This window comes from Actinomadura decatromicini, assembly GCF_008121305.1.
Taxonomy (GTDB): Bacteria; Actinomycetota; Actinomycetes; order Streptosporangiales; family Streptosporangiaceae; genus Spirillospora; species Spirillospora syzygii.
In genome coordinates this window covers 953293-965640 of record NZ_VSRQ01000003.1, presented here as the reverse complement: position 1 = coordinate 965640, position 12348 = coordinate 953293, and the positions used below count along the sequence as shown (strand labels likewise).

The following is a 12348-nucleotide window of genomic DNA, read 5'->3' as shown; positions in this document are numbered from 1 at the left end:
TCGCCCGAAGATTCGGCTGGGAGACGGCCTCCGCGGCGTCCAGGAGACCCGCGAGGCGCAGTAAGCCTGGGTGAGGTCAGCGCGGCACGCGGGCCACGCAGAAGACGGTCTGGCCGAACGGCGGGCGGACGAACCGCTCGATGCCGCGCGTCAGCGGCACCACCGTCCGGTCGTAGATCTTGACGAGCTTCGGGTCGGGGTAGCCCGCCCCGCCGCGGCGGACCGCGAACCACCAGGCGATCCCGCCGAGGAAGTTGATCGGCTTCAGCACCTCCGGGACGAGCCCCGCCTCCCGGACGGACGCCTCCAGCGTCGCGGGCGTGTACCGGGTGACGTGCCCGACCTTCCGGTCGAAGTCGCCGTAGAGCTGCATGTAGCCGGGGACCCAGATGACGATCCGGCCGCCCGGCTCGGTGACGGCGGCGAGGTCGCGCAGCGCCTGGACGTCGTCCTTGATGTGCTCCAGGACGTTCATCATCACGACGGTGTCGACCTTGCGCCGGATCTTGATCTCGGCGGGCAGGGCGAGGTCGATGACCTCGACGTCCTCGTTGCCGTCGTGGCGCTTGCGCAGCTCGCCGACGCAGTACGGGTCGTTGTCGCTGACGACGAGGTAGTCGAGCCGTCCGGCGAACTGCTCGGAGAAGTGCCCGAGCCCCGACCCGACCTCCAGCATCGACCGGCCGACGTGCGGCGCGACCGTGTCGTACTCGTACTTGCGGTAGTTGCGGGCCTCGTCCCCGCCGAGATGGTTCTCCAGGGCCCCCTCACCCGCGGCGGGCTGGACGACGTCCCCGTCCGGGGCGGGCCCCGGCGCGGGCCGTTTCTGGCGGCTGCCGACGAGGTTGAGGAGAGTGCCTGCGATGGACTTCTTCTGACCAGATGACTGCATACTTCCCGCTCGCTGGGTGCGTGGGCGTTGGCTTCTTTTTCGCCGGATCGCTGACCTGATCCGCTTGAACCGGTCCGATCTCTGGCGCGAAGGCCGCTCAGTCTACAGTCGCCTTGATCTCCGTCGTCCGGGTTGGACGGCGGCGCGCCTGATACGGGTCATCCGATAATGCGGTGCACGTCGTCCCTCTCGCTCGGCCCCGGATCGCTTGGAGCGATCCACGGCCCGGGGATGGACGGGTCGAGGACGCCCTGCTCCACCCAGGTGAACTCACCGTCGAGGACGGCCCGCGCGAGCTTCACGTCCAGCGCGTCCGTGTTCCGCCACAGCCCCTCGAACAGCTCCTCGACGCGGACGCGCGCCTGCCGGCAGAACACGTCCGCGAGCTTCAGAGCGGAGGGCCCCGGCGCCGCGCCGTCCATCCCGAGCCCGCCGCCGTCGGCTTCGGCGTGGGCGCGGACGCACACCGCGCTCATCGCGAACAGCTCGGCGCCGATGTCGACCATCCGTCCGAGGAAGCCCTGCTTGTATTCGAGGCGGCCCTGCCAGCGTCCGGCCGCGTAGAAGATCGACCGGGCGAGCTTGCGGGACGCGCGCTCCACGTACCGCAGGTGCCGCGCGAGCGGCCCGAACTCGGCGTAGGAGTTCGGCCGCTGCCCGGCCCCGGTGACGAGCGTCGGCAGCCAGCGCGCGTAGAACCCGCCCGCCTTCGCCGCCGCCCGCGCCTTCTGCCCGGCGGACGCGTCCGGGTCGATGACGCCGCCCGCCGCGGCGAGGTGCGCGTCCACCGCCTCCCGGGCGATCAGCAGGTGCATGATCTCGGTGGAACCCTCGAAGATCCGGTTGATCCGCAGGTCGCGCACCAGCTGCTCGACCGGGACGCCGCGCTCGCCGCGCGCCACGAGCGACTCGGCCGTCTCGTAGCCGCGCCCGCCGCGGATCTGGACCAGCTCGTCCGCCGCGCGGTAGGCCATCTCCGACGACCACAGCTTCGCGAGCGCGGCCTCGATCCGGATGTCGCCGCGCCCGGCGTCCGAGAGCTGGGCGGACAGGTCGTGCATCGCCTCCATCGCGTACGTGGTCGCGGCGATGAACGCGATCTTGCGGGACACGGCCTCGTGCTCGCCGACCGGGCGTCCCCACTGCACCCGCTCCCGCGACCACTCCCGCGCGATCTTGGTGGCCCACTTGCCGGCCGCCGCGCAGCCGGCGGGCAGCGAGAGCCGTCCGGTGTTCAGGGTGGTGAGCGCGATCTTCAGGCCCGCGCCCTCCTTGCCGATCAGGTTCGCCTTCGGGACGCGGACGTCGTGGAACCGCGTCACGCCGTTCTCGATGCCGCGCAGCCCCATGAAGGCGTTGCGGTTCTCGACGGTGATGCCGGGCGTCGCCATGTCGACGACGAAGGCGGAGATGCCGCCCCGGTGGCCGTCCGACGTCGGGACGCGCGCCATCACGACGACGAGGTCGGCGACGACGCCGTTCGTCGTCCACAGCTTGACGCCGTTGAGGACGTAGTCGTCGCCGTCCGGGACGGCGGTGGCGCGCAGCCGGGCCGGGTCGGAGCCGACGTCCGGCTCGGTGAGCAGGAACGCGCTGACCTCGCGGGCGCAGCGCGGCAGCCACTCGTCCTGCTGCTCGGGCGTGCCGAACAGCTTGACCGGCTGCGGGACGCCGATCGACTGGTGCGCCGACAGCAGCGCGGCGAGCGCCGGGCTCACCGACCCGACGACCATCAGCGCGCGGCCGTAGTAGAGCTGGCCGAGGCCGAGCCCGCCGTGCCGCTCCGGGATCTTCATGCCGAGCGCGCCGAGATCGCGCAGGCCGATGACGACCTCGTCCGGGATGCGCGACTCCCGCTCGATCACCGCCGGGTCGATCTTGGAGGCGCAGAACTCGGTGAGCCGCGCGAGGAACTCCTCGCCCCTGCGCCGCGCCTCGTCCGAGGGGCGGGGATGCGGATGGACGAGATCGAGGCGGAAGTCGCCGAGGAAGAGCTGCTTGCCGAAGCTCGGGAGCCGCCATTCGGTCTCCCGCGCCTCCTCGGCGACCTTCCGGGCCGTCCGCTCGTCGACGTGGCCGCGCTCGGTGTCTGCGTGCATGGCAGGGCTGTTTCCCGTGGTCGGACCGGGAAACACTGCCCGTCCGGACAGCAGAGGTGATCCAACGGGCTGGACTGTCACCCAAAGACCTTGACCCAGCCAGGTCAGAGGGGTTCGCATTGCGTGATGGAAGAGCCACGCAAGCCCACTCTCATCGCCTCGGTGCAGCGTGCTCTGCGACTCATGGAGGCCGTCGCCGCGCATCCGAGCGGCGCCCCCGCCAAGCAGCTCGCGCGCGAGGCGCGGCTGCCCCTCGCCACCACCTACCACCTGCTGCGCACCCTCGCCCACGAGGGCTACGCGACCCGGCTGTCGGACGGCGTCTGGGTGCTCGGCGACCGCGTCGACACCCTGCACGGGCGGAGCCGGGCGCAGCAGCTCCTCGCCCGTGTCCGCCCGACGCTCAGCGCGCTGCGCGACGAGCTGGGCGCCGCCGCCTACTTCGGCATGCACGTGGACGACGAGATCCGCCTCATCGACGTCGTCGACGGCCCGCGCTCCCCGCGCGTCGACCAGTGGGTCGGCTTCCAGGACGCCGCGCACGCCACCGCCGTCGGCAAATGCGTCCTCGGCCAGCTCGACGACGACCGCCGCCGCGACTACCTGTCCCGGCACCCGCTGGTCGACCTCACCCCGAACACGATCACCGAACCGGGCCGCCTGTTCCGCTCCCTCGAAACGGCGAACGGCCTGGTGGTGGACCGCGAGGAGTACGCCTTAGGCACGGGCTGCGCCGCCGTCCCGGTCACCGACGCGACGGGCACCGCCGTAGGCGCCCTGGCGGTCTCCTGCCCCCCGCGCCGCCTCCCCACGATCGAGAAATCGGTACACCTACTCCGCGCGACCGCCAACCGCCTCCAACGAGCCCTCTCCCTCTGACCTCCCGTTAGGTGACCGTTTTGTGTCGGGGGTGGGGTTCGGCGATGCTGGGGGAGTGTCAACGGAGACTCTGAACGGCGCCGCCGAGTTGCGCGCGTTTCTGCGCGGGCTGCCCGGGGTGGACCAGGTGGGGGCCGAGGAGCGGGCCGCGCGGCTCGCGACCCGGTCCGTCAAGACGACGGCGAAGGCCGAGGCGATCGACCTCGCCATCTCGATGGTGGACCTCACCACCCTTGAGGGGGCGGACACGGCGGGCAAGGTGCGGGCGCTGTGCGCCAAGGCCGCGCATCCCGATCCGGCGGACGCGGCGGTTCCCCGGGTGGCGGCGGTGTGCGTGTACTCGGACATGGTGGACGTCGCCGTGCGCTCCCTCGCCGGGACGGACGTCAAGGTGGCGAGCGTCGCGACCGCGTTCCCGTCCGGGCGGGCGCCGCTGGAGGCCAAGCTCGCCGACACGCGGGCGGCGGTCGCGGCCGGGGCGGCGGAGATCGACATGGTGATCGATCGGGGCGCGTTCCTCGCGGGCGACTACTCGAAGGTGTTCGACGAGATCACGGCGGTCAAGGAGGCGTGCGGCGGGGCGCACCTGAAGGTGATCCTGGAAACGGGCGAGCTGGTCACGCTGGACAACGTCCGGCGGGCGTCGTGGCTCGCGATGCGGGCCGGGGCCGACTTCATCAAGACCTCGACCGGGAAGGTGTCGCCCGCCGCGACGCCGCCGGTGACGCTCGTGATGCTGGAGGCCGTCCGCGACTATCGGGCCGCCACCGGGCGGCAGGTGGGCGTCAAGCCCGCGGGCGGGATCCGGACGACCAAGGACGCCATCCGGTATCTGGTGCTCGTGAACGAGACCGCCGGGCCGGACTGGCTGTCGCCCGAATGGTTCAGGCTCGGCGCGTCCAGCCTGCTGAACGACCTGCTGATGCAGCGCCGCAAGCTCGCGACGGGCGTCTATTCCGGTCCCGACTACTTCACGTTGGACTGATCATGGTTTTCGAGTACGCGCCGGCGCCCGAGTCGCGGGCGATCGTCGACATCCGCGGCTCCTACGGGCTGTTCATCGACGGGGAGTTCGCGGACGGGCACGGCGAGCCGTTCAAGTCGGTGAATCCGGCCGATGAGAGCGTCCTCGCCGACATCGCGTGCGCCGACGAGTCCGATGTCGATCGGGCGGTCGCGGCGGCGCGGAAGGCGTACGAGAAGGTCTGGGGCCCCATGCCCGGACGGGAACGCGCCAAGTACCTGTACCGGATCGCGCGGATCGTCCAGGAGCGGGCCAGGGAACTGGCGGTGCTGGAGTCGATCGACAACGGCAAGCCGATCCGCGAGTCGCGCGACGTGGACGTGCCCCTGGTGGCCGCCTGGTTCTTCTACTACGCGGGCTGGGCCGACAAGCTCCCCTACGCCGGGTTCGGGCCCGACCCGAAGCCGGTCGGCGTCGCGGGCCAGGTCATCCCGTGGAACTTCCCGCTGCTCATGCTCGCCTGGAAGATCGCGCCCGCGCTGGCCTGCGGGAACACCGTCGTGCTCAAGCCCGCCGAGACGACGCCGCTGACCGCGCTGCTGTTCGCCGACATCTGCCGCCAGGCCGAGCTGCCGCCGGGCGTCGTCAACATCGTCACCGGCGCGGGGGAGACGGGCCGCGCGCTCGTCGCCCACGACGGGATCGACAAGGTCGCCTTCACCGGCTCCACCGAGGTCGGACGGCAGATCGCCCGCGTCCTGGCCGGGACGGACAAGAAGCTCACCCTGGAGCTCGGCGGCAAGGCCGCCAACATCGTCTACGAGGACGCCGCGCTCGACCAGGCCGTCGAGGGCATCGTCAACGGGATCTTCTTCAACCAGGGGCACGTGTGCTGCGCCGGGTCGCGGCTGCTCGTCCAGGAGTCGGTGGCCGAGGAGGTCCTGGAGCGGCTCAAGGCGCGCATGGCGACGCTCCGCGTCGGCGACCCGCTGGACAAGAACACCGACGTCGGGGCCATCAACTCGGCGGCGCAGCTCGCCAGGATCCGCGAGCTGTCGGCGGCGGGCGAGGCGGAGGGCGCGACCGCCTGGTCGCCGCCGTGCGAGCTGCCCGCGCAGGGGTTCTGGTTCGCGCCGACCGTGTTCACCGGGGTGGCGCAGTCGCACCGGATCGCGCGGGAGGAGATCTTCGGGCCCGTCCTTTCGGTGCTGACGTTCCGGACGCCGGACGAGGCCGTCACCAAGGCCAACAACACCCCGTACGGGCTGTCCGCCGGGATCTGGACGGAGAAGGGCTCGCAGATCCTCTGGACGGCCCAGCGCCTCCGCGCCGGGGTCGTCTGGGCCAACACGTTCAACAAGTTCGACCCGGCCTCCCCGTTCGGCGGCTACAAGGAATCGGGGTTCGGCCGCGAGGGCGGACGCCACGGCCTGGAGGGGTACCTGAATGTCTGACCGGCTGGCCGTGCGCAAGACGTACAAGCTGTTCATCGGCGGCGCGTTCCCCCGATCCGAGTCCGGCAGGTCCTATCCCGTGCACGACGCCAAGGGACGGTTCGTCGCCAACGCCTCGCAGGCGTCCCGCAAGGACGCGCGCGACGCCGTGTCCGCCGCCCGCAAGGCGTTCGGCGGCTGGTCCGGGCGCACCGCCTACAACCGGGGCCAGATCCTCTACCGCGTCGCCGAGATGCTGGAGGGGCGCCGCGACCAGTTCGCGGACGAGCTGCGCCGCGCCGGGGCGTCCAAGCAGGCCGCCGCCGCCGAGGTGGACGCCGCCGTCGACCGCTGGGTCTGGTACGCCGGATGGGCCGACAAGCTGTCCGCCGTGGCGGGCGCGTCGAACCCGGTGTCCGGGCCCTTCTTCAACTTCTCGACGCCCGAACCGGCCGGGGTCGTCGCCGTCGTCGCGCCCGACTCGCCGCTGCTCGGGCTGGTGTCCGTGGTCGCGCCCGTGATCGTGTCGGGGAACACGTGCGTGGCGGTCGCGTCCGAGCCCGCGCCGCTGCCCGCGATCACGCTGGCCGAGGTGCTGGCGACGTCCGACCTGCCCGGCGGGGTGGTGAACCTGCTCACCGGGCGGCGCGTCGAGATCGCGCCGTGGCTCGCGTCCCACATGGACGTGAACGGCGTCGACCTGACCGGAGTCGCCGCCGAGCACGTCCGGGGGCTGGAGGAGGAGGCCGCCGGGAACCTGAAGCGCGTCCTCCGTCCCGGAAAAGACGCGTGGACGGACGATCCCGGAACCGCACGCATGACGGCGTTCCTGGAGACCAAGACCGTCTGGCATCCGGTGGGCGCCTGATCTGAAATCACGGCACGTGTGTAAAGGGTCACAAAGCGTGGAATAGAACTCCCCGTAACTGATCATCACTGGGGGGAGATCAGTGCCTACCAAGACCGCATCGCGTACGACGCCGAGCCGAGGTACGGCCGGGCGTACGACGAAGAGCACATCATCGACCAGCAAGTCCACGACGGCCCGCAAGCCGGCGGCGAAGCGCACGTCGGCCGCGCGGTCGTCGTCGACCAGCCGTTCCACCGGGACCACGGCCCGGCGCACGTCGGCGGCGTCCAGCCGGACGTCGACCGCCGCCGCCAGCCGGGTGACCAAGGCCGCGAGCCAGGCCAAGACCGCCGCGACGCAGATGAAGTCGGTGGCGACCAAGGCGTCCTCGTCGGCCAAGGCCATGACGGCGATGACCAAGGCCATGACCAGCGCGACGAAGGCGATGACCGACGCCGCGAAGGCGATGGACGCGGCCGCGAAGGTCATTACCAAGACCGCGAAGTCGTCCGCGAACGGGGGCACGACGGCGCGCAAGAGCACCGCGTCCCGCTCCGGGACGACCCGCAGGACGGCCGCCGCGTCGAGCCGTTCGCGGTCGACCACGTCGGCCCGGACGTCCACGGCCCGCAAGCCCGCGTCGAAGTCGTCGTCGAGCACGGCGAAGAAGTCGACGACGGCGCCGAAGTCGCGGACGAGCGCGGCCCGCAAGCCGGCCTCGTCCAGGACGACGGCGTCCACCAGGTCCAGCACGTCGAAGGGGTCGGCCAGATCCGGCACGGCCCGGACGACGACCCGGACGACGACGAGCCGGACCACGGCCGCCCGCAAGTCGCCCGCGCGCCGCGCGGTCGACGCGGCGCGCTCGGCCGCGGCGTCGGCGGCCCCGGCGATGGGCGAGTCGAAGAACGGGCTCCAGCACTCCACGCGGACGGACGGCGGGTTCCTCAGCGGGCTCACCGACTCCGGCCGCGGACGCTGAACGCCGCAGGCCGTGGACGAGAAGGACATCCTGGCCCGCATCAGCGACTACGTCGGCGAGGAGCAGCTGCTCCGCGAGCGCTACCAGCGCGACGAGCTCGGCCGTGAGGAGGAGCACCGGCGGCTGGAGCGGCTGGAGGTCGCGCTCGACCAGTGCTGGGACCTGCTCCGCCGCCGCCGGGCCCGGCTGGAGGCCGGCGAGGACCCGGGCGACGCGGACGTCAGGCCGCCGGACGAGGTCGAAGGCTACCTGCAGTGACGGCGGAGACAGCTCGCCCGCGGCCGGGCGGCCGGGCCGCGCGCGCCACGCTGCGGTTCGGCGTGTCGCTCGCGCCGGACGCGTCCGTCCCGCTGGTCCGCATCGCGCAGGACGCGGACCGGTACGGGCTCGACCTGCTCGGCGTCCGCGACGAGCCGTACCGGCGCGGTACCGCCGACGCGCTCGCGCTGATGGCGACCGCGCTGGCGGCCACGTCCCGGATCCGGGTGCTGCCCGCCGTGGCGTGCCTGCCGCTGCGGCCGCCCGCCGTGCTGGCGAAGACCGTCGCGACGCTCGACCTGCTGAGCGGCGGCCGGGTCGAGCTCGGCCTCGGCGCGGGCCGGGCGCCGGACGGCGTCGACGCCTACGGCGGGGCGCGGCTCGGCGCGGCGGCGGCACGCCGTGCGCTGGAGGAGGCCGTGCAGGTCATCCGGCTGCACTGGAGCGGGCAGAACGGGCTCCGGTTCGGCGGCGAGCACTACCGGTTCGCCGCGGCGCAGCCGGGCCCGCCGCCCGCGCACCAGATCGGCGTGTGGCTCGGCGTGACCGGGCCGCGCGGCCTGGACCTCGCGGGCCGGGTCGCGGACGGCTGGATCGCGCCGTCGTCGCTCGTCCCGCCGAAACGCCTCGCGGACGGGCAGCGCCACCTCGACCAGGCCGCCGCCGCCGTCGGCCGCGACCCCGGCGAGCTCAGGCGCGTCTACGTCCTGGAGGGCGCGATCGAGGGCGGCGACTCCCGCGGCTTCCTGCACGGCCCGCCGCGCCAGTGGATCTACGAGCTGACCGAGCTGGCCATCGGCCACCGCGTCGACTCGTTCCTCTACGGCGGCGACCCGGAGCACCTCCCGGTCTTCGCCCTGGAGATCGTCCCCGCCGTCCGCGAGCAAGTGGCCCGCGAACGAGGAGCGGTGTTCGCGACCTGAGCCTTACATGCGTTCCGGGGTGGGGACGCCGAGGAGGTCGAGGCCGGTCACGAGGGTGCGGAGGGTGGCGGCGCAGAGGGCCAGGCGGGACGCCTTCGTCTCCTCGTCCGGGGCCTTCAGGACCGGGCAGTTCTCGTGGAACGTCGTGTAGGCGTCGGCGACCGCGTAGATGTAGGTCGCGAGCCGGTGCGGCTCGGTGGTCTCGCCCGCCTGCTGGACGACCGCGCCGAAGCCGAGCAGCTCCAGCGCCAGCGCCCGCTCGGCCGGGTGGCCGAGGACGATCGGCCCGGACGCCTGCTCCGGCGTGAGCCCGCCCTTGCGGAAGATCGACCGGATCCGCGCCACGGCGTACTGGAGGTACGGGCCGGTCTTGCCGTGGAACGAGATCATCCGGTCGAGGTCGAAGACGTACTCGCTGTCGCGGGCGACGGACAGGTCGGCGTACTTGACCGCGCCCATCGCCACGTCCCGGACGATCGCGGCTCGCGTCGCGTCGTCGTACGGCTGGTCGTGCTGGATCTCGTCGAACACGGCGCCCGCCCGCTCGACGGCCTCGTCCAGCAGCTCGGAGAGCTTGACGGTGCCGCCCGCCCGGGTCCGCAGGAGCTTGCCGTCGGTGCCGAGGACGTTCCCGATCTGCGCGTGCTCGGCCCGGACGTCGTCGTTCAGCCAGCCCGCCATCCGCGCGACCGCGAACACCATCTGGAAGTGCAGCGCCTGCGTCGTGCCGACGACGTAGATCATCCGGTCGACGTGCTCGGTGTCGACCCGGTACCGGATCGTGGCGAGGTCGGTGGTGGAGTAGTTGTAGCCGCCGTCGCTCTTCCGGATGATCACCGGGAGGGGCTCGCCCTCGCGGCCGGTGAAGCCGGGCGGGAACGCGCACAGCGCGCCCTCGCTGACGACCGCGATGCCCTTCTCCTCCAGCTCCCGGACGGTCGGTTCGAGCAGGTCGTTGTAGAAGCTCTCGCCCCTGATGTCGGCGTCGGACAGCGTGACGCCGAGCTGCCCGTAGACGGCGTTGAAGTACCGCTTGGACACGTCCACGAGGACGTTCCAGAGCCGCAGCGTCTCGGCGTCGCCCGCCTGGAGCGCGACGACCCGCCGCCGCGACCGGTCGGCGAACGCCTCGTCGGAGTCGAACTTGCGCCGCGCCGCCTGGTAGAACTCGGTCAGGTCGCTGACGGACGAGTCGCCCCGCGCGGCGGCGTCCTCGCCGAGGTCGAGCAGGTGCTCGATGAGCATGCCGAACGGGGTGCCCCAGTCGCCGACGTGGTTGTCGCGGATCACCTCGTGGCCGAGGAAGCCGAGGATCCGGGCGAGCGCGTCGCCGACGATCGTGGTCCGCAGGTGGCCGACGTGCATCTCCTTCGCCACGTTGGGCGAGGAGTACTCGACGACGACCTTCTGCGGCTTGTCGACGAGCGGGACGTCGAGCCGCTCGTCGTCGAGGGCGCGCTGCGCGGCGGCGGCGATCCAGTCGTCGCTGAGCGTCAGGTTGATGAAGCCCGGCCCGCTGACCTGGACGTCCGCCACGACGTCGGCGGTGTCGAGGTGCGCGACGATCTCGTCGGCGACGTCTCGCGGCTTGCGGCCCAGCTTCTTGGCCAGCGGCAGCGCCACGTTGGCCTGGAGGTCGGCGAACGACGACGGCCGGATGACCGGGTCGGCGTCCGCGTACGACGGTCCGAAGGCGGCGCTGAGCGCGGCCTGGACCCGGGCGGCGAGCACGAGTTGCGGATCGGGCATGTCCCAAGGCTATCGGCGTCCCGCCGCCCGCCGAACCAGGTTTCGCGACCCGGTCAGGGCGCGGCGGGCGGCTCGCCGCGGTCGGGTTCGGGCTGGTCGGCGGGCGGTGCGGGCTCGGCCGGACGGTCCCCGGGCTCGGCGGGCCGGCCGTCCGTGCCGTCGCGCTCGCCGTGCGTCCAGCGGCCGAACCTGGACGTCCGGGTCAGCGCGACCTGCTCGCGGATCCGCTCGACGATCCGCCCGGCGGCGAGCCGGTGCGCCAGCTCGCACGCGGACGTGATCGCGCGGGCCCTCGACGCGCCGTGCGCGATGACGACCGTCCCGTTCAGGCCGAGCAGGACGCCGCCGCCGTAGGTGTCGGGGTCGAGGCGGTCGCGCAGGTCCTGGAGGCGGCGGCGCTGGAGCAGCGCGCCCATCCGGGCGGCGGGCCCGGCCGTCATCGCGTCCCGGACCTCGGCGAACGCGGTCCGGATCGTGCCCTCCATGGTCTTCAGCGCGACGTTGCCGGTGAAGCCGTCCGCGACGATCACGTCCACCTTGCCGGCGAGCAGGTCGTGGCCCTCGACGTTCCCGGCGAACTCCAGGCCGTGGCCGCCGCCCGCGAGCAGCTCGTGCGCCCGCTTGGCGACCTTGTCGCCCTTGCCGGGCTCGGCGCCGATGTTGAGCAGCCCGACCGTCGGACGCTCCAGCCCCAGCAGGATCTGCGCGTACGCGGTGCCGAGCGCCGCGAACTGGACGAGCCCCTCCGGCTTGACGTCGGCGGTGGCGCCCGCGTCCAGCAGGATCGTGGGCCGCGGACGGGTCGGCAGCGTCACCGCGATCGCCGGGCGCAGCACGCCCTGCTGGCCCTTCAACCGGAGCCGGGACGTCGCGACGACCCCGGCGGTGCTGCCCGCCGACACGAGCGCCGACGCCCGGCCCTGCCTGATCAGATGGCACGCGATCGCGATGGACGAGCGAGGCTTGCGCCAGCTCGCGAGCGCGCCCTCGCCCATGTCGAGGGCCTCCTCGGCGTGCACGATCGGGATCTTGCCGATGGCGCCGTGCCGGTCCAGCTCGCGGCGGATCCGCGGGGCCTGCCCGACGAGCACCACGCGGACGTCGTGCTCGGCCACCGCGTCGATCGCGCCCGCGATGATCTCCTCGGGGGCGTGGTCGCCGCCCATCGTGTCCACCGCGACGGGCAGCGGCCGCACCGGCGCCCCGCGGCGAGGCGCCGCGGGACGCGACGGCTCACCGGTGCCGGTCATGGCCGCTCCAGGAGGGTGAAAGGGAAACGCTGCGATAGTTGCAGCTCATCGCATCGTAGGACGTTCTCT

11 protein-coding genes are annotated in these 12348 nt (G+C 72.7%); 7 read left to right on the top strand and 4 right to left on the bottom strand.

Annotated features, from left to right (window positions below):
* Nucleotides 1-76: 76 nt before the first annotated feature.
* Nucleotides 77-892, bottom strand: coding sequence for a class I SAM-dependent methyltransferase (locus FXF68_RS18150; protein WP_148351666.1), 816 nt, complete (start codon nt 890-892; stop codon nt 77-79).
* A gap of 158 nt (nt 893-1050) precedes the next feature.
* Nucleotides 1051-2991, bottom strand: a complete 1941-nt coding sequence (locus FXF68_RS18145; protein WP_148760578.1) for an acyl-CoA dehydrogenase family protein — start codon at nt 2989-2991, stop codon at nt 1051-1053.
* Between the two features lie 126 nt (nt 2992-3117).
* Here FXF68_RS18145 and FXF68_RS18140 point away from each other — a divergent pair, with 126 nt between their 5' ends.
* The 7 genes from FXF68_RS18140 (at nt 3118) to FXF68_RS18110 (ending at nt 9280) form a co-directional block, all read left to right on the top strand.
* Nucleotides 3118-3870, top strand: a complete 753-nt coding sequence (locus FXF68_RS18140) for an IclR family transcriptional regulator (RefSeq protein ID WP_148760576.1) — start codon at nt 3118-3120, stop codon at nt 3868-3870.
* A 55-nt stretch (nt 3871-3925) separates the two neighbouring features.
* Complete coding sequence (gene deoC, locus FXF68_RS18135) at nt 3926-4855, top strand: deoxyribose-phosphate aldolase (RefSeq protein WP_148760574.1); 930 nt, start codon at nt 3926-3928, stop codon at nt 4853-4855.
* Between the two features lie 2 nt (nt 4856-4857).
* On the top strand, nt 4858-6288 hold the full coding sequence (locus FXF68_RS18130) for an aldehyde dehydrogenase family protein (protein ID WP_148760572.1): 1431 nt from the start codon (nt 4858-4860) through the stop codon (nt 6286-6288).
* Nucleotides 6281-7135: an aldehyde dehydrogenase family protein gene (locus FXF68_RS18125; RefSeq protein ID WP_148760570.1), complete on the top strand. Its 855-nt coding sequence runs from the start codon at nt 6281-6283 to the stop codon at nt 7133-7135. The genes FXF68_RS18130 and FXF68_RS18125 overlap by 8 nt, the downstream gene beginning before the upstream one ends.
* Nucleotides 7136-7217: 82 nt before the next feature.
* Nucleotides 7218-8099 carry a hypothetical protein gene (locus FXF68_RS18120; protein ID WP_148760568.1) on the top strand — a complete coding sequence of 294 codons (882 nt, stop codon included), beginning with the start codon at nt 7218-7220 and terminating at the stop codon, nt 8097-8099.
* 12 nt (nt 8100-8111) lie between these two features.
* Nucleotides 8112-8357, top strand: a complete 246-nt coding sequence (locus FXF68_RS18115) for a DUF2630 family protein (protein ID WP_148760566.1) — start codon at nt 8112-8114, stop codon at nt 8355-8357.
* On the top strand, nt 8354-9280 hold the full coding sequence (locus tag FXF68_RS18110) for an LLM class flavin-dependent oxidoreductase (protein ID WP_246178771.1): 927 nt from the start codon (nt 8354-8356) through the stop codon (nt 9278-9280). The genes FXF68_RS18115 and FXF68_RS18110 overlap by 4 nt, the downstream gene beginning before the upstream one ends.
* Before the next feature lie 3 nt (nt 9281-9283).
* On the opposite strand, the gene argS is transcribed toward FXF68_RS18110, so the two are convergent.
* Together argS and plsX are read right to left on the bottom strand one after the other, a co-directional pair.
* Complete coding sequence (gene argS / locus FXF68_RS18105) at nt 9284-11029, bottom strand: arginine--tRNA ligase (protein WP_148760564.1); 1746 nt, start codon at nt 11027-11029, stop codon at nt 9284-9286.
* A 53-nt stretch (nt 11030-11082) separates the two neighbouring features.
* Complete coding sequence (gene plsX / locus FXF68_RS18100) at nt 11083-12279, bottom strand: phosphate acyltransferase PlsX (RefSeq protein ID WP_187437981.1); 1197 nt, start codon at nt 12277-12279, stop codon at nt 11083-11085.
* Nucleotides 12280-12348: the final 69 nt, after the last annotated feature.

Coding starts and splice junctions, on each gene's coding strand:
- FXF68_RS18150 (WP_148351666.1), bottom strand. CDS start 892: ATGCAGTCATCTGGTCAGAAGAAGTCCATCGCAGGCACTCTCCTCAAC.
- FXF68_RS18145 (WP_148760578.1), bottom strand. CDS start 2,991: ATGCACGCAGACACCGAGCGCGGCCACGTCGACGAGCGGACGGCCCGG.
- FXF68_RS18140 (WP_148760576.1), top strand. CDS start 3,118: ATGGAAGAGCCACGCAAGCCCACTCTCATCGCCTCGGTGCAGCGTGCT.
- FXF68_RS18130 (WP_148760572.1), top strand. CDS start 4,858: ATGGTTTTCGAGTACGCGCCGGCGCCCGAGTCGCGGGCGATCGTCGAC.
- FXF68_RS18125 (WP_148760570.1), top strand. CDS start 6,281: ATGTCTGACCGGCTGGCCGTGCGCAAGACGTACAAGCTGTTCATCGGC.
- argS (WP_148760564.1), bottom strand. CDS start 11,029: ATGCCCGATCCGCAACTCGTGCTCGCCGCCCGGGTCCAGGCCGCGCTC.
- plsX (WP_187437981.1), bottom strand. CDS start 12,279: ATGACCGGCACCGGTGAGCCGTCGCGTCCCGCGGCGCCTCGCCGCGGG.